At 73.7% G+C, this 23,245-nt stretch carries 22 protein-coding genes; 9 read left to right on the top strand and 13 right to left on the bottom strand.

The features are described 5' to 3' along the window. Positions 1 to 125 precede the first annotated feature (125 nt). The 4 genes from AB0L33_RS31245 to AB0L33_RS31230 all read right to left on the bottom strand — a co-directional run bounded on the left by AB0L33_RS31245 (position 126) and on the right by AB0L33_RS31230 (position 5,990). The gene (locus AB0L33_RS31245; RefSeq protein WP_365686760.1) at positions 126 to 2,066 is read right to left on the bottom strand and encodes a TerD family protein; all 1,941 of its coding nucleotides are present in this window, start codon (positions 2,064 to 2,066) and stop codon (positions 126 to 128) included. A gap of 121 nt (positions 2,067 to 2,187) precedes the next feature. Beyond that, a complete protein-coding gene (locus AB0L33_RS31240) occupies positions 2,188 to 2,766 on the bottom strand; it encodes a TerD family protein (RefSeq protein WP_026171720.1) in 579 nt (192 codons plus the stop codon). A gap of 137 nt (positions 2,767 to 2,903) precedes the next feature. Further along, a complete protein-coding gene (gene uvrB / locus AB0L33_RS31235) occupies positions 2,904 to 5,072 on the bottom strand; it encodes an excinuclease ABC subunit UvrB (protein ID WP_365686759.1) in 2,169 nt (722 codons plus the stop codon). A gap of 39 nt (positions 5,073 to 5,111) precedes the next feature. Continuing rightward, positions 5,112 to 5,990 (bottom strand): MHYT domain-containing protein, encoded by an 879-nt coding sequence (locus tag AB0L33_RS31230; RefSeq protein ID WP_365686758.1) that lies wholly within the window; start codon positions 5,988 to 5,990, stop codon positions 5,112 to 5,114. 230 nt (positions 5,991 to 6,220) lie between these two features. On the opposite strand from AB0L33_RS31230, the gene AB0L33_RS31225 reads away from it, so the two are divergent. Beyond that, on the top strand, positions 6,221 to 7,159 hold the full coding sequence (locus AB0L33_RS31225; protein WP_365686756.1) for a glycerophosphodiester phosphodiesterase family protein: 939 nt from the start codon (positions 6,221 to 6,223) through the stop codon (positions 7,157 to 7,159). 44 nt (positions 7,160 to 7,203) lie between these two features. Then, complete coding sequence (locus AB0L33_RS31220) at positions 7,204 to 7,746, top strand: methylated-DNA--[protein]-cysteine S-methyltransferase (RefSeq protein WP_365686754.1); 543 nt, start codon at positions 7,204 to 7,206, stop codon at positions 7,744 to 7,746. 9 nt (positions 7,747 to 7,755) lie between these two features. On the opposite strand, the gene AB0L33_RS31215 is transcribed toward AB0L33_RS31220, so the two are convergent. Continuing rightward, positions 7,756 to 8,577 (bottom strand): class I SAM-dependent methyltransferase, encoded by an 822-nt coding sequence (locus tag AB0L33_RS31215; RefSeq protein ID WP_365686752.1) that lies wholly within the window; start codon positions 8,575 to 8,577, stop codon positions 7,756 to 7,758. 116 nt (positions 8,578 to 8,693) lie between these two features. Here AB0L33_RS31215 and AB0L33_RS31210 point away from each other — a divergent pair, with 116 nt between their 5' ends. Then, on the top strand, positions 8,694 to 9,635 hold the full coding sequence (locus tag AB0L33_RS31210; protein ID WP_365686751.1) for a pseudouridine-5'-phosphate glycosidase: 942 nt from the start codon (positions 8,694 to 8,696) through the stop codon (positions 9,633 to 9,635). After that, on the top strand, positions 9,632 to 10,534 hold the full coding sequence (locus AB0L33_RS31205; protein WP_365686749.1) for a PfkB family carbohydrate kinase: 903 nt from the start codon (positions 9,632 to 9,634) through the stop codon (positions 10,532 to 10,534). Before AB0L33_RS31210 ends, AB0L33_RS31205 begins: the two co-directional genes overlap by 4 nt. 19 nt (positions 10,535 to 10,553) lie before the next feature. Here the strand turns inward: AB0L33_RS31205 and AB0L33_RS31200 are convergent, their stop codons facing one another. Continuing rightward, the gene (locus tag AB0L33_RS31200) at positions 10,554 to 11,192 is read right to left on the bottom strand and encodes a uridine kinase (protein ID WP_365686747.1); all 639 of its coding nucleotides are present in this window, start codon (positions 11,190 to 11,192) and stop codon (positions 10,554 to 10,556) included. A gap of 85 nt (positions 11,193 to 11,277) precedes the next feature. Here AB0L33_RS31200 and AB0L33_RS31195 point away from each other — a divergent pair, with 85 nt between their 5' ends. Then, positions 11,278 to 11,643, top strand: coding sequence for a nuclear transport factor 2 family protein (locus AB0L33_RS31195; protein WP_365686746.1), 366 nt, complete (start codon positions 11,278 to 11,280; stop codon positions 11,641 to 11,643). 37 nt (positions 11,644 to 11,680) lie between these two features. Here the strand turns inward: AB0L33_RS31195 and AB0L33_RS31190 are convergent, their stop codons facing one another. Together AB0L33_RS31190 and AB0L33_RS31185 are read right to left on the bottom strand one after the other, a co-directional pair. Then, entirely contained in the window at positions 11,681 to 12,169 is a 489-nt protein-coding gene (locus AB0L33_RS31190) for a cupin domain-containing protein (protein ID WP_365686745.1), read from the bottom strand. A gap of 101 nt (positions 12,170 to 12,270) precedes the next feature. Then, on the bottom strand, positions 12,271 to 12,936 hold the full coding sequence (locus AB0L33_RS31185; RefSeq protein ID WP_365686743.1) for a winged helix-turn-helix transcriptional regulator: 666 nt from the start codon (positions 12,934 to 12,936) through the stop codon (positions 12,271 to 12,273). 85 nt (positions 12,937 to 13,021) lie between these two features. On the opposite strand from AB0L33_RS31185, the gene AB0L33_RS31180 reads away from it, so the two are divergent. Then, positions 13,022 to 14,233 carry a pyridoxal phosphate-dependent aminotransferase gene (locus tag AB0L33_RS31180; protein ID WP_365686742.1) on the top strand — a complete coding sequence of 404 codons (1,212 nt, stop codon included), beginning with the start codon at positions 13,022 to 13,024 and terminating at the stop codon, positions 14,231 to 14,233. Between the two features lie 367 nt (positions 14,234 to 14,600). Here the strand turns inward: AB0L33_RS31180 and AB0L33_RS31175 are convergent, their stop codons facing one another. Beyond that, positions 14,601 to 15,332, bottom strand: coding sequence for a hypothetical protein (locus AB0L33_RS31175; RefSeq protein ID WP_365686740.1), 732 nt, complete (start codon positions 15,330 to 15,332; stop codon positions 14,601 to 14,603). 204 nt (positions 15,333 to 15,536) lie between these two features. Here AB0L33_RS31175 and AB0L33_RS31170 point away from each other — a divergent pair, with 204 nt between their 5' ends. Next, positions 15,537 to 16,070 (top strand): DUF3574 domain-containing protein, encoded by a 534-nt coding sequence (locus AB0L33_RS31170; RefSeq protein ID WP_365686738.1) that lies wholly within the window; start codon positions 15,537 to 15,539, stop codon positions 16,068 to 16,070. A 90-nt stretch (positions 16,071 to 16,160) separates the two neighbouring features. On the opposite strand, the gene AB0L33_RS31165 is transcribed toward AB0L33_RS31170, so the two are convergent. Continuing rightward, a complete protein-coding gene (locus tag AB0L33_RS31165) occupies positions 16,161 to 16,670 on the bottom strand; it encodes an HXXEE domain-containing protein (protein WP_365686798.1) in 510 nt (169 codons plus the stop codon). A 124-nt stretch (positions 16,671 to 16,794) separates the two neighbouring features. On the opposite strand from AB0L33_RS31165, the gene AB0L33_RS31160 reads away from it, so the two are divergent. After that, entirely contained in the window at positions 16,795 to 17,385 is a 591-nt protein-coding gene (locus AB0L33_RS31160; RefSeq protein WP_365686736.1) for a TetR/AcrR family transcriptional regulator, read from the top strand. Between the two features lie 12 nt (positions 17,386 to 17,397). On the opposite strand, the gene AB0L33_RS31155 is transcribed toward AB0L33_RS31160, so the two are convergent. The 3 genes from AB0L33_RS31155 to AB0L33_RS31145 all read right to left on the bottom strand — a co-directional run bounded on the left by AB0L33_RS31155 (position 17,398) and on the right by AB0L33_RS31145 (position 22,657). Further along, complete coding sequence (locus AB0L33_RS31155; protein WP_365686734.1) at positions 17,398 to 18,729, bottom strand: SWIM zinc finger family protein; 1,332 nt, start codon at positions 18,727 to 18,729, stop codon at positions 17,398 to 17,400. Continuing rightward, positions 18,726 to 21,587: a DEAD/DEAH box helicase gene (locus tag AB0L33_RS31150; protein ID WP_365686733.1), complete on the bottom strand. Its 2,862-nt coding sequence runs from the start codon at positions 21,585 to 21,587 to the stop codon at positions 18,726 to 18,728. The genes AB0L33_RS31155 and AB0L33_RS31150 overlap by 4 nt, the downstream gene beginning before the upstream one ends. Before the next feature lie 173 nt (positions 21,588 to 21,760). Further along, positions 21,761 to 22,657, bottom strand: coding sequence for an SPFH domain-containing protein (locus AB0L33_RS31145; protein ID WP_365686732.1), 897 nt, complete (start codon positions 22,655 to 22,657; stop codon positions 21,761 to 21,763). Positions 22,658 to 22,894: 237 nt separating this feature from the next. On the opposite strand from AB0L33_RS31145, the gene AB0L33_RS31140 reads away from it, so the two are divergent. Beyond that, positions 22,895 to 23,242 carry a hypothetical protein gene (locus AB0L33_RS31140; RefSeq protein ID WP_365686731.1) on the top strand — a complete coding sequence of 116 codons (348 nt, stop codon included), beginning with the start codon at positions 22,895 to 22,897 and terminating at the stop codon, positions 23,240 to 23,242. Positions 23,243 to 23,245: the final 3 nt, after the last annotated feature.

Genomic DNA, 23,245 nt, shown 5'->3' with positions numbered 1-23,245 from the left:
GGAGTACTCCCCTCCGCTCCATGAACGGTACAGGAAATACCAAAGAAAGGTAAAGAGAAACCTATAGGATCTCCAAAAGTGCAGGTCAGGGGCTATTTACTAAGGGCGTGACGGGACCCGGCGGCTCAGCGGCCACCGGTGCGGCGGGCGTGGGCCACCCGCTCCAGCACCTGGTCCAGCACCGTGCTCCCCGGCGGCGTCCTGGGCGGCTCGTACGTCCACGCGTGACCGACCCAGGGGTCGGCCAGATGGTCGTCCGCGACCGGGGTGACCCGCAGCAGCGAGCGCCACAGCGGGTCCAGGACGGGGCCGTACTCGGACGCCTCCTCCCGGTCCGCGACCATCATCAGGTGGACGCCCACGGACGGCCCCTCGTCGGCGAGGTAGCGCAGCTGGGTCACCGCCCGGTCGTCGAAGCCGTGCGGGAAGTCGTTGACGATCAGCAGCTGCTCGGCCGGGTCCAGGTCCGGGGGCAGCGAGTCGGCCGCACCGGCCCGGATCGCCATCTGCACCAGGTCCACCCGCCGGGTGAGGTGGGCGAGGACCGAGGAGACGCCCTGCGCTCCGGCAGCGGGCGGCGAGGGCAGCACTCCGGAGCGGACCAGCGGGGCGAGCGCCCCGGCGGCCGATCCGGCCGGGTCGATGACATGGACCGTGAACTCGTTCGGCGGGTAGACCGCCAGCAGCCGGGCCGCGTGCAGCACGGCGGCCTCCATCGCCAGCCTGCGCAGCTGGTCCGTGCCCGTCAGCGCGGCGGCCTCGGAGGCGGTGCGCCCGCTGTCGATCCACATGCCCCGCTCCAACGGCAGCCGGACGAGGAGCGGGATGCGCAGGTCGGCGCGTTCCGGGAGGTGGAGATCGCCGATGCGCAACGCCATCGGGATCTCCATCGGCACCTGGTACCCGTGCCAGACGGGGTTGTCCCAGCCCGCGTACGGGGCGGGGAGCGCGGGCTCCACGACGGCCGACTCGGCGTCGAGCTGGGCGAGGTCGCGGTCCAGGGACTCGCGGGCGCGGGCGGTCAGCTCGTCGCGCTTGGCGCGGGCCTCCTCGCGGGCCCGGTCGCCCGCGCCCCCGATGCGGCTGCGCGGGTCGGACAGGGTGCGCTCCAGCTCCTGGTCCATCCGGGACTCGGCGAAGTCGACGGCGCTGCGGTAGGCGGCGACGGCGCGGGCCAGGTCCTCGAACATGCCCCACACCTGGTTGTACAGGCGCTCGTCCATGGACCAGCCGGTGGCGTCCCCGGCGACGGGCTGGGCGGGCTGTCCCGGCTGGGCGGGCGGCGCGGCCGGGGGCGGCGGCGGGGGCGCGGTGGGCTGCCGGCGCGGGTGCGCGTAGTTGACCGGGGCGCCCGGGGCTGCGGGCTCCGCCAGCGGCTCGGGCTGCGGGGAGGCGGCCGGCGGGGGCGGCGGGACCGGTGGCTGTCCGTTGCCGGGAGCCGGGGCCGGGGTGGGCGCGTGCCTGACCCGGTCGCCCTCCGGGGTGCGGGGTGGCGGCGGGGCGACCGAGCGGGCGAGGCCGCGGGCGACCGCCTCCTGGATGGTCCCGGCCAGCTCGGCGGCCCGGTCCACGCCCTGGTCGGCGAGCATGGCCGCGAGGCCGCCCGCGTATCCCTGGCCGACCGCGCGGACCTTCCAGGCGCCCTGGCGGCGGTACAGCTCCAGGGCGGCGACCGCGGACTCGCTGTCGAGGCCGGTCAGCGTGAACGTGGCGATCTCGGCGCCGTCGAGGCCGGTGACCGCGACGAAGGGCGAGGCGACGGCGCCGAACCGGGTCGGTCCGCCCGCGCCGAGCGGCAGGGCCAGCAGCACCGTGACCCGGTGGACCCCGTCGGGCAGGGCGTCGAGATCGACGGCGAGGCGGTGCTCGGAGGCGGCCTGCCGGGAGACCTCGAGGCCGTGCAGCTGCGGCGATCCGGGGTGGGCGATCCACTCGACGCCGGCCACTCTGCCCTGCTCGTCGCCGAGCGTGGCACCGGCCACGACGGGCGCCCCGGCCGATATCCGGATCTCCAGACGGGTCTGGGGCAAGGTGTGGTTCTGCCCCCGGACCAGCTCGGCCGTCATTGCCCTGTCCCCTCGACGTGTTACCGCTGGTGTTGGTGAAGTATGCGGGCAGCTCCCGGTGGCCGATGCCGCCGGGAGCTGCGCGTACCGCGATGCGGACCTCGTGGTCCGGTGTGCCGTCCTACAGGTGCGGCAGGATCGCCGGCATGAGGTCCTGGAAGGTGCGGCCGTTGGCCGGGGTGCCGATGGCGGTCATCTTCCAGGCGTTGCCCGCGCGGTGCACCTTCGCCATGATCTGCGCGGTGTACTGCCCGCCGCCGTCCAGCGTGTAGCGGGCGAGCTCCTGGCCGTTGGTCTCGTCCACGATGCGGCAGAACGCGTTCTGCACCTCCTGGAACGTCTGGCCGGTGAAGGAGTTCACCGTGAAGACGATCTGGTCGATGTGGACCGGCACCCGCTGGAGGTCCACGAGGATCGCCTCGTCGTCGCCGCCGGAGCCGGCGCCGCCTACGAGGTTGTCCCCGGTGTGCCGCACCGAGCCGTCGTCGCTGGTGAGGTGCCGGAAGAACACGACGTCCACCGGCTGCTTGTCGGCGAACAGGACCGCCGAGGCGTCCAGGTCGATCTCCCGGGTGCGCGAGCCGAACAGACCGCGGCGCGGCGCCGCCTGCCAGCCGAGCCCCATCCGTACCGCGGTCAGGGTCCCCCCGTCGCTCTTCTGCAGGCTGATGGCCTGGCCCTTGGTCATATTGACCGTCACGCGCTGTCCCCTCTCCGCATTCCCCGCAACCGTCCTTGTGCGGTTTCCCAGCACCCTACGCAGTGGTGTCAGCCGCGCGGAGGGCCTGGGCCGTTTTGTGTCGGTCCTGCAACATGCGGCCCCGGCCGCCCGGCCGGTCAGGCCAGACCGGCCTCGCGCATCTGGCGCAGCTCCTTCTTCAGCTCGCCCACCTCGTCGCGCAGCCGGGCGGCGACCTCGAACTGGAGGTCGGCGGCGGCGGCGCGCATCCGGTCCGTCATCTCCTCGATGATCCCGGCCAGTTCGGTCGCCGGGCGGTCGGTGACCGCCGCCGCGTCCCGGCCGGCCTTCCCGGCCTTGCCCGCCTTCGCCGACTTCCCCGCCGTCGCCGCCTTGCCGTCGCCCGGGACGGCGTGCTTGCCGAGGGCGGGCACCGGTGCCTTGCCCTCCTTCGCCTGGCGGTAGCCGGTACCGAGCAGTTGCTCGGTGTCGACCTCCTCGCGCGCGATGGTGGCGACGATGTCGTTGATCTTCTTGCGCAGCGGCTGCGGGTCGATGCCGCGTTCGGTGTTGTACGCGATCTGCTTCTCGCGGCGGCGGTTGGTCTCGTCGATGGCCTGCGCCATGGCCGGGGTGACCTTGTCCGCGTACATGTGGACCTGGCCCGAGACGTTGCGCGCGGCGCGGCCGATGGTCTGGATCAGCGAGGTGCCCGAGCGCAGGAAGCCCTGCTTGTCGGCGTCGAGGATGGCCACGAGCGACACCTCGGGCAGGTCCAGGCCCTCGCGCAGGAGGTTGATCCCGACCAGGACGTCGTACTCGCCGGAGCGCAGCTCGCGCAGCAGCTCGATGCGGCGCAGCGTGTCGACGTCGCTGTGGAGGTAGCGGACCTGGATGCCGAGCTCCAGGAAGTAGTCGGTCAGGTCCTCCGCCATCTTCTTGGTGAGCGTGGTGACCAGGACGCGTTCGTCGCGTTCGGCGCGGGCCCGGATCTCGTGCACCAGGTCGTCGATCTGGCCCTCGGTGGGCTTGACGACGACCTCCGGGTCGACCAGGCCGGTCGGGCGGATGATCTGCTCCACGAAGCCGTCGCTCCGGGACATCTCGTAGTTGCCCGGGGTGGCGGAGAGGTAGACCGTCTGGTTGATCCGCTGGAGGAACTCCTCCCACTTCAGCGGGCGGTTGTCCAGGGCGGACGGCAGCCGGAAGCCGTGGTCGACCAGGGTCCGCTTGCGGGAGGCGTCGCCCTCGTACATGGCGCCGATCTGCGGGACCGTGACGTGCGACTCGTCCAGCACCAGGAGGAAGTCCTCCGGGAAGTAGTCGAGGAGGGTGTTGGGGGCCGTGCCGGGGGAACGGCCGTCGAAGTGCATGGAGTAGTTCTCGACGCCGGAGCAGGTGCCGATCTGGCGGAGCATCTCGATGTCGTACGTCGTGCGCATGCGGAGCCGCTGGGCCTCCAGCATCTTGCCCTGCTTCTCCAGCTCGGCCAGGCGCTCCTCCAGCTCCCGCTCGATGCCGCTGACCGCCTTCTCCATGCGCTCGGGGCCCGCCACGTAGTGGCTGGCGGGGAAGACGTGGAGGGACCGGTCCTCGCTGATGACCTCGCCGGTCAGCGGGTGCAGCGTGGACAGGGCCTCGATCTCGTCGCCGAACATCTCGATGCGGACGGCGAGCTCCTCGTAGACCGGGAAGATCTCGATGGTGTCGCCGCGCACCCGGAAGGTGCCCCGGGTGAAGGCCAGGTCGTTGCGCGTGTACTGGATCTCCACGAAGCGGCGCAGCAGCGCGTCGCGGTCGATCTCCTCGCCCACCTTGAGCTGGACCATGCGGTCCACGTACTCCTGCGGCGTACCGAGGCCGTAGATGCAGGAGACGGAGGCGACCACGACGACGTCGCGGCGGGTGAGCAGCGAGTTGGTCGCGGAGTGGCGCAGCCGCTCGACCTCCTCGTTGATCGAGGAGTCCTTCTCGATGTAGGTGTCCGACTGCGGGACGTACGCCTCGGGCTGGTAGTAGTCGTAGTACGAGACGAAGTACTCGACGGCGTTGTTGGGCAGGAGCTCGCGGAACTCGTTGGCCAGCTGGGCCGCGAGCGTCTTGTTCGGCGCCATGACGAGCGTGGGGCGCTGGAGCTTCTCGATCATCCACGCGGTGGTCGCGGATTTGCCGGTGCCGGTCGCGCCGAGGAGCACGACGTCCTTCTCACCTGCGCGGACGCGCTTCTCCAGCTCGGCGATGGCCGCGGGCTGGTCGCCGCTGGGCTGGTAGGGGCTGACGACCTCGAAAGGCGCCACCGTACGTTCGATCTTCGAGACTGGCCGCATGCAACCACCGTACGACCCGCCACTGACAACGGGCCCGGTTCACCAGTCCGCGGGCTCCACGGCGTCGCGCGGGCGGGAGTGGAAGGAGGCCGGGTCGGCGTACGTGCCGAAGCGCGGGACCTGGCGCCGGCCCGGGACGCCGGGCATCCGCGCGGCGCGCGGGTCGTCCCAGTCGGGCGTGCCCATGACCACCAGCGGGTCGAACATGACCACGACGGCGGCCAGCACCAGGAAGCAGGCGGGGCCGAGCAGCATGGGCACCAGCAGCGCGCCCGCGCTGTCCCCGGGGGCGTGGGCGGCGGTCGAGGCGGAGGGGTGCAGATGGACCCGGAGCGCGGCCATGCCGGTGTAGTGCATGCCGCTCACGGCGACGCCCATCACGACGCTCGCGCCGAGGCTGGGCAGGAAGCCGTGGATGGAGACGGCGGCCCACAGCGCGGCGGTCGAGGCGACGACGGCGACGACCACGGAGAGGGCGACGGTCACCGTGTCGTACTCGAACTGCCCATCAAGGCGCATTCCCGCCATGCCGAGGTAATGCATGGAGGCCACGCCGAGTCCGGTGATCGTGCCTCCCGTCACCAGGGCCATGCGGGTGGCGCCCCGGTACCCGACCAGGAAGATCCCGATGCCGACCATGACGATCGCGACGGCGAGGCTGGCGAAGGTGACCGGCCTGTCGTAGCCGATCGGCACCTCTTCGACGGCGAAGCCCGCCATCGCGATGAAGTGCATGGTCCAGATGCCCGAACCTATGGAGGTCGCCCCGAGAGCCAGCCAGCCGGCCCTGAAGGAACGCTCGGTACGCAGTGACCGCGTGGTGCAGCGCAGGCCCAGCGCCGCACCGAGGCACGCCATCAGGAACGCCGCCGCGGGGGTCACCGCCCCGTAGCTGAAACCGTCGATTGTGCCCTGCATCCTTGTACGCCCCTCGCAGCAGCAAGCCCGGGTCAGGACGATCCCAGGGCCTGTCGTCCGGGCGCAAGGCCCGGCAGACACAACAGAAGTGCCGCATCTTATCGACCGGGCGGACGGCGGGTGACGAGGTCCCCGAAGTGCGTTCACACGGTGGCCATCCTTCGCCTGTCCCGCGTTCGGGGGCGGCTGGGACGCTCGGGCCGTCCGCAACTCTGACGCAAGGAGTCCACGTGTACGCAGGCACCGCTACCGCCTCCGTCGCCGCCGCTGCCGTCATGGGCGCCGGCACGTTGCTGATGCCGAATCCGGGCACCCCGGTCGCGGACACCCCGCTGACCCGGCACCCGGTCCAGGAGGTCGCTCCGGTCCGCCGGGCCTCCGCCGCCGCGGAGGAGCACCCGCGCGTCTACGCCCACCGGGGTGCCTCGGCGTACGCCCCCGAGAACACGCTCACGGCCGTGGACAAGGCCGACGCGCTGGGCTTCGACTGGGTGGAGAACGACGTCCAGCTCACCAGGGACGGGGTGGCGGTCGTCATCCACGACACCGACCTCAGGCGGACGACGAACGCCGAGGAGGTGTTCCCGGACCGTGCGCCCTGGGCGGTCAAGGACTTCACGGCCGCCGAGATCTCCCGGCTGGACGCGGGCGGCTGGTTCGGGCCCGCGTACGCCGGGACCCGGGTGCCGACCCTGCGCCAGTATCTGAAGCGGCTCGGCCGCAACGGCCAGAACCTCCTGCTGGAGATCAAGAGTCCGGAGAGCTACCCGGGGATCGAGCGGGCGACCCTCCGGGTGCTGGACGAGGAGGGCTGGCTGGACCGGAGCCACGTCCGGCGCCGCCTGGTGATCCAGAGCTTCGGCGCCGACAGCGTGCGTACGGTGCACTCGCTGCGCCCGGACGTGGTCACCGGCTTCCTCGGCGCCCCGGCCGTCTCGGAGCTGCCCGCGTACGCGAAGTTCGTCGACCAGGTCAATCCCTCGTACACGGGCCTGTCGGACGGGTACGTGACGGCGGTGCACGCCCTGAAGGGTCCGCACGGCAAGACGCTCCAGGTCAACCCCTGGACGGTGAACGACGCGGCGGCCGCGCGCCGGGTCGAGGGCATGGGGGTGGACGGGATCATCACGAACACCCCCGACGTGGTGCGCGCGGCCACGCGGGGCTGAGGACACCGGGCCCCGTTGTCGGTGGGCCGCCGTACGGTGGTGGCATGGACAGCAACGGGGTCGTCGAGTGGGCCGTGGTCGAGAGCGACATCGGCCCGCTGATGCTGGCCGCGACGGAGTCGGGGCTGGTGAGCGTCGTCTTCCACGCCCGCCCGGAGATACGGGACAGGGCGCTGGACCGGCTGCGCGCCCGGCTCGGCGCGGAGCCGGTGGAGGCCCCCGGCTCGGCCCGGCTGGCCGAGCCGGTGCGCCAGTTCGCGGCGTACTTCGCGGGGACGCTGCGGGAGTTCTCGCTCGGCCTGGACTGGTCGCTGACCGCCGGCTTCAACCGCCAGGTGCTGCAGGAGCTGGCGCGGGGCGTGCCGTACGGGGCGGTCGCCGGTTACGGGGAGCTGGCCGAGCGGGTCGGGCAGCCGGGCGCGGCCCAGGCGGTGGGCGCGGCGATGGGGTCCAATCCTCTTCCCGTGGTGGTGCCGTGCCACCGGGTGGTGGAGAGCGACGGCGGAATAGGCGGCTTCGGCGGCGGTCTGGAGACCAAGCGGCGGCTGCTGGCGCTGGAAGGGGTGCTGCCGGAGCCGCTGTTCTGAGCGGTGCGGTCAGGCGGGGTTCGGGTCCGCGCCCGGCCGGCGCGAGACCAGGACCGGCTGGAAGAAGCCCGTGGCCTCCGGCTCGTGCCAGGCGGGTTCCGTCAGGTCGGCCTGCCGGGCGAATCCGGTGAGCTGGTCCTGCCCGAGCGCCCAGTACGAGGTCCGGCGCGTGCGCACGTCCCAGCCCTCGTTCCCGCCCGCCGCGGGATGCAGCTGGAAGTGCTCCAGGTCGTAGCGCTCGCCGTCCGGACGCCAGTGCCACAGCTGGAAGGTGACGACCCGGCCGCCGGCCTCCTCCCTGACCTGCGGCGGTGTGGACGCGGGCCGCTCGCGGCGCAGCTGGTCGTAGGGCCGGGTGGAGAGCAGGAGTACGCCGCCGGGGCGGAGCACCCTGCGCATCTCGCCGAGCGCCGCCTCCACCGCTTCCGGGGTGAGCAGGTGCGGCAGCGAGTTGTCGGCGCACACGACGACGTCGAAGGAGCGGTCACCGAAGGGCAGCCGCGTCATGTCGGCGGCCGTGGTGCGCAGGTCCAGGCCGCGCGCGGCCGCCTCCTTCGCGGCGCGGGCCGCGGCGGCGGGGCTCAGGTCGCTTCCGGTGACCCGGTGTCCGAGCGCGGCGAGCCCGAGCGCCTGGGTGCCGATGCCGCAGGCGCAGTCCAGCACGTCGTACGGGGCGCCCTCGCCGAGCGCGGTGGTGATCAGGGCCGACAGCGCGGCGGCCTGGCGCTCGGTGCTCGCCTGCCAGTCGGCGTACATGAGGTCGTAGTCGGAGGCGAGGTCGTCGTAGAAGTCACGTACGGAGGAGGCTGGTTGGCCGGTCGCAGAGGACATGGGGCGACCCTAGCTCCCTCGTGCGCGGCCACCGACGGGCGGTTTCGTGCCACCGGCCGGGCCCGGGCGGTCCCGGCAACGTTTGAGTCCCGCCCGCCCGCGACAGGGATGTGGACATGTCACTCAACGCGCCCCTCGGCACCACCCCTCACGCGCCGGTCCTCTCCGCCGAGGTGCGGGCCGCCCTCGCCGCGCACCGGCCGGTCGTCGCCCTGGAGTCGACGATCATCGCGCACGGTCTGCCCCGGCCCCGCAATCTGCGGGTCGCCGGGGAGCTGGAAGGGCTCGTCCGGTCCGCCGGGGCCGTGCCCGCGACCGTGGCGGTGCTGGACGGGCGGGCCAGGATCGGCCTGGACAAGGCCGAGCTGGAACGGGTGGCCGAGGACCCGGGAATGCGCAAGCTGGGCCACCGCGACCTCGCCCCGGCGCTGGCGGCCGGAGCGAGCGGGGCGACGACCGTGTCGGCGACCGCCTTCCTGGCGGCCCGGGCCGGGCTGCGGGTCTTCGCGACCGGCGGGCTCGGCGGGGTGCACCGGGGCTGGACCCGGACGCAGGACGAGTCGGCGGACCTGCGGCTGCTGGCCCGGACGGGGATCACGGTGGTCTGCGCGGGCGTGAAGTCGATCCTGGACGTCCCGGCCACGCTGCAGCGGCTGGAGACGCTGGGCGTCGGGGTCCTCGGCTACGGCACGGCCACGTTCCCCGGGTTCTATCTGAGCAGTTCGGGCGAGCCGGTCGACTGGACGGTGACCTCGCCCGAGGAGGTCGCCGAGGTGATGCGCGCCCAGGACGCGCTGGGCGGCCCGGAGGCCGCGCTGATCGTGGCCAACCCCGTACCGGAGGACGAGCAGCTGGACCCCGGGCTGCACGACCGGGTGCTCGCCGAGGCGCTGGCGGCCTGCCGGGAGCAGGGGGTCACGGGGCAGGCGGTCACGCCGTTCCTGCTGGACCAGCTGGTGCGGCACACCGGGGGCGCCTCGCTGGAGGCCAATCTCGCGGCGGTCCGGGGCAATGTGGCGCTCGCCGCCCGCATCGCCACCGCCTGGACGGCGCGGTGAGCGGCGGCCTCCTCGTCGTCGGGGACGTGGTCACCGATGTGGTGGCCCGGCACGGCACGGCGCTGGCCCACGGCACGGACACGGCCGCCGTGATCCGGACCCGGGCGGGCGGCGCGGGGGCCAACGTGGCCTGCTGGGCGGCACGCGCGGGCTGCCGGGACGTGCGGCTGCTCGCCCGGGTGGGCGCCGACTCGGCGGACTGGCACCGCGGGCTGCTGCGGCGGGCGGGGGTGCGCGGGCTGCTCGCGGTGGACGAGGAGGCGCCGACCGCGACCGTGGTGGCCCTGGTGGACGCCGCCGCCGAGCGCACCTTCCTCACCGACAGCGGCGCGGTGCTGCGGCTCTCCCCCGAGGACTGGTCGCCCGCGCTGCTCGACGGGGTCGCCCACCTCCACCTGTCGGGCTATCTGCTGTTCGCCGACACCAGCCGGGCGACGGCCCTGCTGGCCCTGCGGGAGGCCGTACGGCGAAACGTTCCGGTGAGCGTGGACCCCGCGTCGGCGGGCTTCCTGTCCGCTCTCGGCGTCGACCGGTTCCTCGCCCTGACCGAGCGGGCCGGCCTGCTGCTGCCCAACGCGGACGAGGCCCGGCTGCTCACCGGACTGCCAGAACCGGCGGACGCGGCCGCCAAGTTGAGCATGCCCGACCGCCGGGTCGTCGTGACGCTCGGCGCGGGCGGGGCGCTGCTGGCCACCGGGGGCACGGTGACCGGCCGGGTCCCGGCGGAGCCGGTCGGACGGGCCGTGGACTCGACCGGGGCGGGCGACGCGTTCACCGGCGGCTTCCTCGCGGCCCGGCTGGCGGGCGCGGGCGACGCGGCGGCCGCGGCGGCGGGGTGCCGGGCGGGGGCGGAGGCCGTCGCGACGGTGGGCGGGCGGCCGCCGTTGCCGGGCGAGTGACGGGACTCGAACCCGCGGCTCACCGCAGCCCCGTCCACGCCGGGTGCCCCGGATCGTCCGCGCGCACCACCACGTCCGCGCCGTCGGCGGGCGCCACCTCGTCCTCGTACCGCTCGAAGGCGGGCAGGGTCCACCGCTCGTCCTCCGCCGTGCGCCGCCGCAGCGCACCCGCCGAAAGGCGCAGGTGGACGGCGAGGTCGAAGGGGAACCAGTGCCCGAGCAGCAGCGGGCCGTGCAGGATCAGCACCCCGCCCTCCGGCAGCCGGTGGTACGGGCTGCGGGTGGCCCGGTCCGTCGCCGGGTCCCAGAGGTCGGGCAGCACCCGCCCGCTGCCACCCGGTTCCAGGGGGCCGAACACCTCGCGCCACAGGGCGCCCGTGTCGAACCAGCTGCCGAAGTACGAGTCCGGGTCGCGCTTCCCGTACTCGTACCGCAGGCTCGCCGGCCGCAGGAATCCGGCGGTGGAGACGGGGAGCACGGCGCGGCCCCGGAGCCGCAGCGCCCCGGCGACCGCTTCCGCCAGATCGCCGGGGCGGGCGGCCGGGGCTCCGTCGACGGCGATCTTCAGCCAGGGTCCGCCGTCGGCCGGTTCCAGCGCGTCGGCGTGCGCGGCGAGCGCGTCCGTCAGGCGTTCCCGGGTGATCGCTTCGAATCGCACCCGTCCATCATCGCGCGTCCCGCCCGGTGGCCGGATGCCGGAATACCGCCGCCGGGAATCCGCCGTGAGGTCTACGGTCGTGGCCATGGATCTTGAATTCGCCCGTAAGTTCGCAGCGCGCTGGCAGGACGACTGGAACTCCCGCGATCTGGAACGCATCCTGACGCACTATCACGAGGACGTGACCTTCAGCTCCCCCATGATCGCGCGGTTCACCGGCGATCCCTCCGGGACCGTGCGCGGCAAGGACGCCCTGCGGGCGTACTGGGCCCGCGGGCTCGAACTCATCCCGGACCTGGAGTTCGAGGTGGTGGACGTCCGGGCGAGCGTCGACACGCTGGTGATCGACTACCGCAACCAGATCGGCGGCCGGGTGTACGAGGTGCTGACCCTCCGCGACGGGCTGGTGATCGCCGGGCTCGGCGCGTACGGGGAGACACTCGCCCGCTGACCGCGGCGGGCCGGCGGACGAGCGCTCCCACGAGGCGTCACTCCCCCGGCCCGCACTCCACCGCGTCGGCTTCGTCGGAGAGTTCGCTGCCCTCGGGCAGCAGATACGTCACCCAGAGGACCACCGGCTCGGTGCCCAGGTTGCGTCCGATGTGGCGGTGGTTCGTCCCCGACGGTTCGATGAACGACGTGCCCGCGGGGGACACCTCGACCGAGCAGTCGTCCAGGGTGCGGGTGAGCGTGCCGGACTTCACGACGGCGATCAGCTGACCGCTGTGGGTGTGCCAGCCGGTGGAGCCGCCCGGCTCGATGGTGATGGTGCGGAAGGTGACGTCCGCCCGGCCCTTCGGCGCCGTCACCTTCAGCTCGCCCACCGAGGTGCCCTTGGCCACGACGGTGGCGGTCACCCCGCTGCCGGGCGTGGCCCCGGCCGCCGTCGGCACGAACGCGAGCGCGGCCACGCACCCCGCGACGACGAACGCCCTGCTCCGCCGACTCTGCCGCACCCGCCGTACGCCGTTCCCCATGGGTCTCTCCTGTCTCGCGTGTCACGGACATCTCAAATGCCCGGACGCTACCCGGAAGAGGACCGCCGGAATCACGCCATCGCGTCCGGCCCGACCGGCCGTCAGGCGCCGCGCAGCTCCTCGGCCAGCGCGCCGTCCCCGTACACCTCGATCCGGCCGTCCCCGACCGCCTCCGCGAACGTCGGCTCGCCGCGTCCCAGCGCGAGGCACAGCTCCGCGTCGAGGACGACGCGCGCGTCGGCGTCCGCGGCGGGCCCGTCCCCGTACACCGGCTCACCGGCGGGCACCTCGCCCGTGCGGATGTGGAACTCGCCCTCGTCCAGATGGACGTCGAGCACGCCCGTGGCCGCCCCCTTCAGGGCGCTCAGCAGCGGGAGCGCGAACCAGTGGGCCCGGACCGCGTCCGTGGGCCGCCGCTCGGCCAGCGCGGGGACGCCCCACTCGGCGAGCGCGGCGAGGACCGGCAGCAGCCCGTGCCCGCGCGCGGTGAGCGCGTACACCGTGGCGGCGGCCGGGGGCGGAAGCCTGCGGCGGGTGACGAGGCCGCCCTGCTCCATGTCCTTGAGCCGGGAGGCCAGGACGTCCGTGCTGACGCCGGGCAGGTCGGCGTGGAGGTCGGTGTAGCGGCGGGGGCCGGCCAGCAGTTCACGGACGATCAGCAACGTCCACCGGTCGCCGACCGCGTCCAGGGCGCGGGCGCCGGCGCAGAACTGGTCGTAACTCCGGCGGCGGGCCGGGCGGGTCGCTGGCTGTGGCTGACGTGGCATGCGACGCAGTCTAGACATGTTGTTGGACTTTCCAAGCCCGAACTTGGTAAAACCAAGTATCGCAATCGGGTCGGGGAGGCACCGCATGGAATTCCGCCAGTCCAGCAAGCTCAACGAGGTCTGTTACGAGATCCGGGGCCCCGTCATCGAGCACGCCAACGCCCTGGAGGAGGCGGGCCACAGCGTGCTCCGGCTCAACACGGGCAACCCGGCCCTCTTCGGCTTCGAGGCGCCGGAGGAGATCGTCCAGGACATGATCCGGATGCTCCCGCAGGCCCACGGCTACACGGACTCGCGCGGCATCCTGTCCGCCCGGCGCGCCGTGGTCCAGCGCTACCAGGCGATGGGCCTGACCGAGGTCGGCGTGGACGACGTCTTCCTCGGCAACGGTGTCTCCGAGCTCATCTCGATGGCCGTCCAGGGGCTTCTGGAGGACGGCGACGAGGTGCTGATCCCGTCCCCGGACTACCCGCTGTGGACCGCGGTCACGACGCTGGCCGGCGGAAAGGCCGTGCACTACACGTGCGACGAGGCGTCCGACTGGAACCCGGACGTCGCGGACATGGCCTCGAAGATCACCGACCGCACCCGGGCCGTCGTGATCATCAACCCCAACAACCCGACCGGCGCCGTCTATCCGCGCGAAATCCTTCAGGACATCCTCGACCTGGCCCGCAGGCACGGCCTGATGGTGTTCGCCGACGAGATCTACGACCAGATCCTGTACGACGACGCCGAGCACCACAGCGTGGCGACGCTCGCCCCGGACCTGGTCTGCCTCACCTTCAGCGGGCTCTCGAAGACGTACCGGGTGGCCGGGTTCCGCTCCGGCTGGATGGTGGTCTCGGGCCCGAAGCAGCACGCCCGCAGCTATCTGGAAGGGCTGACGATGCTGGCGTCGATGCGACTGTGCCCCAACGCCCCCGCCCAGTACGCCATCCAGGCCGCGCTCGGCGGCCGGCAGTCGATCCGGGACCTGGTGGTGCCCGGAGGCAGGCTGTACGAACAGCGCGACCGCGCCTGGCAGAAGCTGAACGAGATCCCGGGCGTGTCCTGCGTGAAGCCGAAGGGCGCGCTGTACGCCTTCCCGCGCATCGACCCGAAGGTTCACCCGATCGTGGACGACGAGAAGTTCGTCCTGGACCTGCTGCTGCGCGAGAAGATCCAGGTCGTCCAGGGCACCGGCTTCAACTACCCGCGCCCCGACCATTTCCGCATCCTGACCCTGCCGCACGCGGACGACCTGGACGCCGCGATCAGCCGGATCGGGCGGTTCCTGGCGGGGTACCGGCAGTGAAGGCCCCGGGGCCCGCCGAATGAGGAGCGGGCCCGGGGGCGTAGCCGGCCCCCGAGCCCTGTGATTGCCGCCTGCTGTCGCACACCGGCACGTTTAAGGTCCCGCATCAGTTTTATGTCGTCGCGTCCTGCCTTTAGACGACCGCGGACCGGAGCTCCACGGGCCGGAGTCGAACCGGCATCTCGACGCACACGGGCACGGGCCCGGTCGATCCGGCGATAGGCGGCGCATGCTGAGCCTGGAGCGAGAGTCTGAGATTGATCACGGTCTCCGTCGGAGCCGCTTCGTCACGACAAACTTCAGTTTCAGCTTTGCGCTCCTCGCGCACCCCGACGGTTTCGACCACCGTCGGGGAATCCATGGTCGGTCACCCGAAGAGGTAACCGAAGACGGCGTCACCCACCCTCTGGTCCGTGACCTCCACGCCGTTGGCCTCCTCGCGGGCGAACTTGACGGCCTGCTGGAGCTTCTCGACCCGGTCGAGCAGTTCGTTCACCCGGCGCGCGGGCAGCGCCCCGGAGAACTTCACGGTCGTCCAGTAGCCGATCGGCACATCCTCGTAGTACACCTCGACCTGCGCCGGGTGCTTCTCGGTGGCCTCCGCCTTCACGTGGTTGCGGGGCACCTTCTTGGTGCGCAGGGTGCGGACCGGCTCGGTCTTCCAGGCGTCGGTGGACGGGTCCTGGGCCCACGCCTCGGAGGCGTCGAGCACCGGCAGCTTGCGGACGAAGGTGTTGACGTCGACGAGCTGCTTCTCCAGGAAGAGCAGGTAGGACACCGGTACGTCACTCACCAGGACGCGGCCGTCGACGGTCACGTCGGCGCGCGCCTCGCAGTTCGCCCAGTCCTTCGTGGCGGTCACGTCGAAGAGGCGGGTGAGCGTCTTCGCGGTCTCCCGCAGCACGTCCTCGGCCCTGACCTGCACCGGTGTCGACTCGGGCGGCAGCTGCTCGCCCTCCTCGTCCTTCGGCTGGTAGGTCCGGGAGATCCCGGCCAGGAGTCCGGCCTTCTGGAGGCCGTGATGCGCCGCCGTCAGGTCCTGGTGTGCCTTGGACTTGACGCCCTTCTCCACTGCGATGATCTGATTGAGTTTCGCCACGTCCAGGAAGCTAGCAGCGCCAACGACGCCTGGGCCAAGGGTTTTCCGGGGCGGTCGGCGCCCTTCCGTGCGCCGGTGCACGCCCGCCCGATCGAGTGGTTTCCCGGTGACGCCCGGCTTCCGCCGCCCTCGGCCGGTGCCCGCTTGCGACAGTGAGGCCCGCGCGTCTGCGCCTCACCCGTTTCCGGATCGAAGGGCTCCCCCATGCCTCTCCTGTCCCGCACGGCCGCCGCGAGCGACCCGGCCGGCACCCCCGACGACCGTCGCCGCCCGCACCGGCGGACCGCACTCGTCGCCGCCACGGCGGGGCTCGCCGTCCTGGCGGTGGGCACCCCCGTCGCGTACGCGACCCTCGGTTCGGGCGCCTCGCCGGAGCCCCGCCCCGCGGTGGCGGGGGCCGTGCGGGGGAAGGACTACATCGAGACCCGGCTGCTCTTCGGCACCGAACGCCCGGACGGCGGACCGGTGGTGACCGACCGGCAGTTCCTCGCGTTCATCGACGAGGAGGTCACCCCGCGCTTCCCCAACGGGCTGACCATCCAGGACGGCCGGGGGCAGTGGCGCGACTCCCACGGCGTCATCGAGCGCGAGCGCAGTTACGAGCTGACCCTGCTCTACCCGGCCTCCGAGGCCCGGCTGCGCGGCCGCCAGATCGAGCGCATCCGCGACGCGTACGAGAAGCAGTACGCCCAGGACTCGGTGGGCCGGCTGGAGGAGCGGCTGACGGCGGACTTCTGAGGGCGGGGCGCTCCCGCGCCGGGCGTACGGGCCGGGCCCGCCTGGGCGCATCAGGCGCCGGGTCTACGGGGCCGGGCCCGCCGGGGCGTGTCAGGCGCCGGAAGTACGGGTTCGGGTCAGCACCCTGGCCGCCGCGTGCGCGCCCGCCACGGCGGCCGGGAGGAGTGCCAGCCCGAGCGCCGCGTCGCGGGCGCCGCCGACCGGGATGTCCGCCGCGCGCAGACGGCGCAGCGCCCAGAGCGAATACGGGATGACGACGGTCGGCGAGGTGGCCACGCCCGGCGTGTAGCCGCCGTACGCCGCCGACTGGGCCAGGTGCACCACCCCGTGGAGCCCGAATCCGGCCAGGACGGTACGGAAGAACGGGCTGCGGCCGCCCGTGCGCGCCCCGTCGGCGGCGGCCGCCGCGATGAGCACGCCCATCAGGCCGATGGCCGCGTTCACCTCGCGCTGCGAGGGCGCCGCCCGGTCCCACACCCGGTCGGGCACCCACGGCAGGCGCTTCCTCAGCCGCGGCCGCGCGGTCCGGTGCCAGCCCGCCATGGTGGCGATCTCCTCCAGGTCGTTGGCCGCCCAGGCGGCCAGCAACCCCCAGGTCACGGCCGCGGAGACCCCGGAGTCCCGGTCGTCCTTCATGAGCATCCCCCTGTGTGTCGCGTTCCGGTGATCGGTCGCAGCCTATAATGCAACGCAACGTTGCGTTGCACTTTTCTCCGGAGCCGCCATGTCCACCCCTGCCCCGCGCCCCCGCCCCGGTAAGGGCCCCCGCGCCGCCGAGGCGATCTTCGACGCCACGCTGCGGCTGCTCGCCGAGCGCGGGTACGCGGGGCTCGCCATCGAGGCCGTCGCCCAGGAGGCGGGCGTCAACAAGACGACGATCTACCGCTGGTGGCCGTCGAAGGCGGCGCTGCTGCGGGCGGCGCTGCTCCGGGCCCGAGTACTGGACATCGAGGTCCCCGACACCGGTTCGCTGCGCGGGGACCTGATCGCCCTGACCGAGCAGGTGGCCGCCCTGGTCACCGGCGTACGGACGCGGGCGGTCGTGCGGGCCCTGGCCTCGGGGACGGGGCCGGCCGACGACGACCTCGCCGCGCTGGCCCGGGACTTCTTCGCGGACCGGTTCGCGCGCGAGCAGCCGGTGTTCGAACGGGCCGCCGCACGCGGGGAGCTGCCTCCGGGGGCCGACCCCAAGCTGCTGCTCGACCTGATCACCGGAGCCGTGTGGGTGCGGGCGGCGCTCCGGAACGAGCCCGTACCGCCCGGATTCGCCGCTGCCGTGGTCGACGCGGTTCTGCCGGCCGGGTGCGGCGGTTGAGCGGCGGGCCCCTCAGCCGCCGGTGAGCTCCAGAAGGGCGCCGACCGGGTCGTGGTCCGGCGCGGCGCGCGGCCACCACTCGTCCTGACCCGGGTCCGACTCGTAGCCGTACCAGCGGCCGTCGCGGCCGAAGCGGAGCTGGAGTGCGCCGCCGGGGTGCGTGAGGTGGTTGCGCCAGGGCTGGAAGCGGGGGAAGCCGGCGGCGGCGAGGGCCGGGCGGGCTCGGTCGAACGGGCCGGCCGGCGGGTCCCACGGGGTCTCCAGGACCGCGAGCCCCTCAGCCCCGCCCTGCCGCCAGGCGGCCACGGCGCGGGCCAGGTCCGTGGTATTGCGGCCGGTGGCGGCGGCCAGCTCCCGGTAGAGGGCGCGGGTCGTCGCGGTGAGCCCGGCGGTGGGCCCGGCGGCGGCGAGACGGACGGCGTCCTGCCAGGTGGTGAGCCCGGCGAGCGGGTCGTGGCCGGTGGTCAGCAGGGCGTGGGCGCGGGCTGCCGCGTCGGTGGCGAGCTGGTCCAGGGCGAGCGGGTCCCGGGCGCCCGGGAGGACGGGGTAGGCCGGCGGGCGGCCCGGATGCGGGTCGACGGGGAAGGGCGCGGGCAGCGGAGGCAGGAAGCGGTCGGCCAGTGCCTCTTCGGCGGGGACGGACGGGGTGTCGGGGGCGGGGGGCCGCTCGCGGGCGGAGTGCGCGGCGTTGCGCCGGGCCAGCTCCTCCAGCAGCTCGCGCTCGCCCCGGCCGCGCAGCAGGAGCAGGACGAACGGGTCGGTGTCGAGCAGGAGGGCCAGTTGGTAGCTGAGGGCCGCGACGTGCTTGCAGGGGCGGCCCCGGTCGGGGCAGGTGCAGGCGGGGTCCAGGTCGCCCGGGGCGGGCAGCAGGGTCATGCCCGCGTCGGTCGCCGTGTCGGCCAGCGAGTGCGGCATCTCCTTGGCGAGCAGCGCGGCGAGGTGGCCGGGCCGGGCGGCGACCGCGTCGAGCAGGGTGTCCCAGCCGGGGTCGGGGAACGTACGCAGCCGGAGCTCCGCGCGGTACGGCCGGGGGCGGCTGCCGTGCACATAGGCGACGACGTGCCCCGGTGTGACGGTGATCGCGGCGACGTGGCCGCCGTCCGCGTAGTCCCGGCCCCGGGCGAGGCGGGGGGCGTCCATCGACAGGGATTCGAGCGCCGCCACCCAGGCCCGGCCCCACCAGCTCTCCGCGAACGGCTCGCCCTCCCCGGACGCGCGCGCCGGGACGGCCTCGAAGGTGCGCCGCAGATCGTCGGGGCCGGGGCGGGAGCGGGCGCCGGGGCGGGCGGCGAGCGGTCCGGTGGTGGGGCGGGGGGCGCCGGGGCGGCGGGGCGCGGGGCTCATGACGGCCTCCGGAGGGAGACGAGGTCGGCCAGGTCACGGTCGCTCAGCTCGGTGAGCGCGCTCTCGCCGCTGCCGAGGACGGCGTCGGCCAGCGCCCGCTTGGCGAGCAGCATCTCGGCGATCCGGTCCTCCACCGTGCCCTCGGCGATCAGCCGGTGCACCTGGACGGGCTGGGTCTGGCCGATGCGGTAGGCCCGGTCCGTGGCCTGCTCCTCGACCGCCGGGTTCCACCAGCGGTCGTAGTGGATGACATGGGCGGCCCGGGTGAGGTTGAGCCCGGTGCCGGCCGCTTTGAGGGAGAGCAGGAAGACCGGGACCTCGCCGGACTGGAAGCGGTCCACCATCCGTTCCCGCTCGGCCACCGGCGTACCGCCGTGCAGGAGCTGGGAGGGGATCGCGCGGGCGGTCAGGTGGGCGGACAGCAGCCGGGCCATCGTGACGTACTGCGTGAAGACGAGCACGGAGCCGTCCTCGGCGAGGATGGTGTCGAGCAGTTCGTCCAGGAGGGCGAGCTTCCCGGAGCGGCCGGTGAGCCGGGCGGCGTCCTCCTTCAGATACTGCGCGGGGTGGTTGCAGATCTGCTTGAGCGAGGCCAGCAGCTTCATGATCAGGCCGCGCCGGGCGATGCCCTCGGACGCCTCGATGTACGCCATGGTCTCGCGCACCGTGGCCTCGTACAGCGTGGCCTGCTCGCGGGTGAGGAAGACGGGGTGGTCGGTCTCCGTCTTGGGCGGCAGCTCGGGCGCGATTCCGGGGTCGGACTTCTTGCGGCGCAGCAGGAACGGCCGGACGAGCCGGGACAGCCGCTCCACCGCCTCGTCGTTGCCGAGGCCGGCTGCCGTGCCGGTGTTCTCCACGATCCGGGCGTGGCGGGCCCGGAACGCCTTGAGCGGGCCGAGCAGTCCGGGCGTGGTCCAGTCGAGCAGCGCCCACAGCTCGGAGAGGTTGTTCTCGACCGGGGTGCCGGTGAGGGCGACACGGGCCGGGGACGGGATGGTGCGCAGGGCCTTCGCGGTGGAGGAGTGGGGGTTCTTGACGTGCTGCGCCTCGTCGGCGACGACCAGGCCCCAGCCGTGGGCGGCGAGCTCGGCGGCGCTGGAGCGCATGGTGCCGTACGTGGTGAGGACGAAGCCCCGGTCCGCTCCGGCGAGGGTGCGGCCGGTGCCGTGGAATCTGCGCACGGGGACGCCGGGGGCGAAGCGGTTGATCTCGCGGTGCCAGTTGCCCAGCAGGGAGGCGGGGCAGACGACCAGGGTGGGCGCGGGGTGGGCGCGGTGGAGGTGGAGGGCGATCAGGGTGATCGTCTTGCCGAGGCCCATGTCGTCGGCGAGGCAGCCGCCGAGGCCGAGGGAGGTCATCCGGTCCAGCCAGGCCAGGCCGCGCAGCTGGTAGTCCCGGAGCGTGGCGTGGAGTCCGGGCGGCGGGGCGAGCGGGGCGTCGTCGGTGAGGAGGCGGGCGCGCAGCTCCGCGAGCGCTCCGGCGGGCACCGCCTCGACCTGCTCGCCGTCCACCTCGGCACTGCCGGTCAGGGCGACGGCCAGGGCGTCCACCGGGTCGAGCAGGCCCAGCTCCCGCTTGCGGGCCTTGCGGACCAGCGCCGGGTCCACGACGACCCACTGGTCCCGCAGCCGCACCACGGGGCGGTGGGCCTCGGCGAGCACGTCCATCTCGGCCTCGGTCAGCCGCTCGTCGCCGAGCGAGAGCTGCCAGTCGAACGCGAAGAGCTGTTCGGCGTCGAAGAACGCGGTGCCGTCGGTGGCCGTCCCGGGCGCGGGCCTGACCACGGCCGCGGCGGTGAGGGTGCGGGCCAGCTCCCTGGGCCAGTGGACGCTCACCCCGGCAGCGGCGAGGCGGCTGCCGGCGTCGCCCAGCAGCTCGTACAGCTCGTCCTCGCCGAGGGCCAGCACATCGGGGACCGGCTGGTCAAGGAGCCGTTCGAGCGGGGCCCAGACGCGGGCGGCGCGCCGCAGGGCGAGCGCGGTGTCGATCCGGGCCCGGGGGCCGAAGGGCTCGCCCGCCTCGCCGGCCCAGAGGGCGGCGGCGTCGACCACGTAGGTGGGGTCGGCGAGGCTGTGCACCTGGGTGACGGCGGCCGCGGCATGCCGGTCGGGGGTGCCGGCCGCCGCGTCGGGGCCGCTCGTGTCGAAGAGTTCGTACGCGGAGAGGTCCAGGCGGAGCGAGATCCGGACCCCGGCGTCCAGGCCCGAGGCGACCTCGACGGCCCATTCCCGGGCGCCGGGCAGACGCTGGGGCTCGGCCGCCGCGAAGGGGGCGCCCGCGGCGAAGGCGGCGGCGGGCGTCCGGGGCAGCGCGTCGGCGACGGCGTCGAGGAAGGCGCCGGTCAGCGCCTCGGGGTCGGGGAGCCGGAGCGGGGGCGGGCCGGGCAGCGGGACGGCGTGCCCCTCCCAGGGCAAAGCGGCGGCCACCGCGCGGAGGTGGGCGACGTCCCCGGCGTCGCGCGGGCCGGCCCGCCAGGCGTCGTGGTCGTCGGCGGTCAGCCCGGGGAGCATGCGGCCGCCGGCCACCAGGTGCAGCGCGTGCAGGGCGGCGGCGCCCCAGGCGCGGGTGGCCGGGTGGGCGGAGCGCAGGTGGCGGGCGCGGGCGAGCAGGGGCAGGGCATCGGCGACGGTGAGCAGGAGCGCGGGCACGGCCTGCGGGCGGACCTCGCTCCCGGCGCCGTGCGGCCGGACGACCGTGATCTCCTCGCTCCGGGCGCCGTCGGTCGCGGGGAGCGGGGCGTCGAGCGGGTCCCAGAAGGCCACGCGGCCCCGGCGCGGCGGCGTGCCGGGCAGGAAGACGGCGGCGCAGCGCAGCAGACGGCCGTCGTCCGCGTCCCCCGGCCGCGGTGCGGTGCTCATCGGTCCCTCCCCTCGCGCCCTTCGTCCCTGGTCAGCACGGATCACCCGTACCGGTCCCACTGCTCCGCGAGTCTAGGCGGGGGCTCTGACAACGGGCTCCGGCGAGGCCCGGCCCCCGCCGTTCCCGCAGCTCGTACGGGGCCGGCGGCGGCCGGCGTCTGCGTGCCGCCCGGTCAGTGCCGGACGTACGGTCCGGAGGCGGCGGCCGGGCGCGGGTCCGGCGCACCGGCGTCCTCGGAAGCGGCTGCCGGGCGCGGGTCCGGCGTACCGGAGTCCGGGGGCCGCGCGACCTCGGGCGCCCCCGGCGCCCCCTGCTGGGCCCGTTCCAGGAACCGCAGCAGCTCCACCGGGAACGGCAGCACCAGCGTGGAGTTCTTCTCGGCCGCCACGGCCACCACGGTCTGGAGCAGTCGCAGCTGGAGCGCGGCCGGCTGGGCGGACATCTCGGAGGCCGCCTCGGCCAGCTTCTTGGACGCCTGGAGCTCCGCGTCCGCGTTGATGACCCGGGCGCGCCGCTCACGGTCGGCCTCGGCCTGGCGGGCCATGGAGCGTTTCATGGTCTCCGGCAGCGAGACGTCCTTGATCTCGACCCGGTCGATCTGCACGCCCCAGCCGACCGCGGGGCTGTCGATCATCAGCTCCAGTCCCTGGTTCAGCTTCTCCCGGTTGGAGAGGAGGTCGTCCAGATCGCTCTTGCCGATGATGGAACGCAGGGACGTCTGCGCCATCTGCGAGACCGCGAAGCGGTAGTCCTCGACCTCCACGACGGCGCTCGCCGGGTCGACCACCTTGAAGTAGATGACGGCGTCCACCCGGACCGTGACGTTGTCCCGGGTGATCCCGTCCTGCGCCGGCACGGGCATGGTCACGATCTGCATGTTGACCTTGCGCAGCCGGTCGAAGCCCGGCAGCACCATCGTGAACCCCGGCGGGCGCACCTCGTCGCGGAGGCGGCCCAGCCTGAGGACCACGCCCCGTTCGTACTGCCTGACGACCCTGGCGGCCGCCGCCAGATACAGGGCGCCCAGCGCCGCTGCCGCGACCACCGCGATCAAGAGGTCCTGGACCATGACGGCCCCCTGCCAGCCGGACAACCCCGGCTCTCGGCCTCGCACCTCTTCGTGCGCTAATACCACGGTATGCCTGGTTCCGCTCCGGGTCGAACCCCTGCGCGTAAGCCGGGCGCGTACGCCCTCCCCCGCCCGGCCGCTCCCCGGGTGCCGGGGCCGGGGGAAGCGGGCAGGGTGAGCGGCACCGGCACGTACACCCGCGGTGTGCGTGGTGACGAGACAGACGAGGATCCGCTCATGCCCGTGATCGACCGCCGACGCCGCCGGCTCGGCATCGCCGCCCAGGCCGTGCTCCTGACCCTCACCGTCGCAGGCTGTTCGGGCCTCGGCCGGACCGCGGTCGGCCCGGTCATCTACACCACCGAGCGGGACGCGGTGATCGAGGTGAACAGCCCCTCGGTCAAGGGCTGCCACCGGCTCGCCCCGGCCGGCGCGAAAGAGGTGGCCAACGAGACCCTGGTCGACATCGTGCTGTACCGGACGCCCGACTGCACAGGGCCGGGCACCACGTACCTCGCGACCACCTTCTCGGACGTCAACGCGCCGAACGCCCGCCCCTGGCGCAGCTTCAGCACCATCCACTGACCG

The sequence above is a fragment of the Streptomyces sp. NPDC052299 genome (assembly GCF_040679335.1).
Classification (GTDB): domain Bacteria; phylum Actinomycetota; class Actinomycetes; order Streptomycetales; family Streptomycetaceae; genus Streptomyces.
This window is presented reverse-complemented; position numbering and strand designations above follow the sequence as displayed.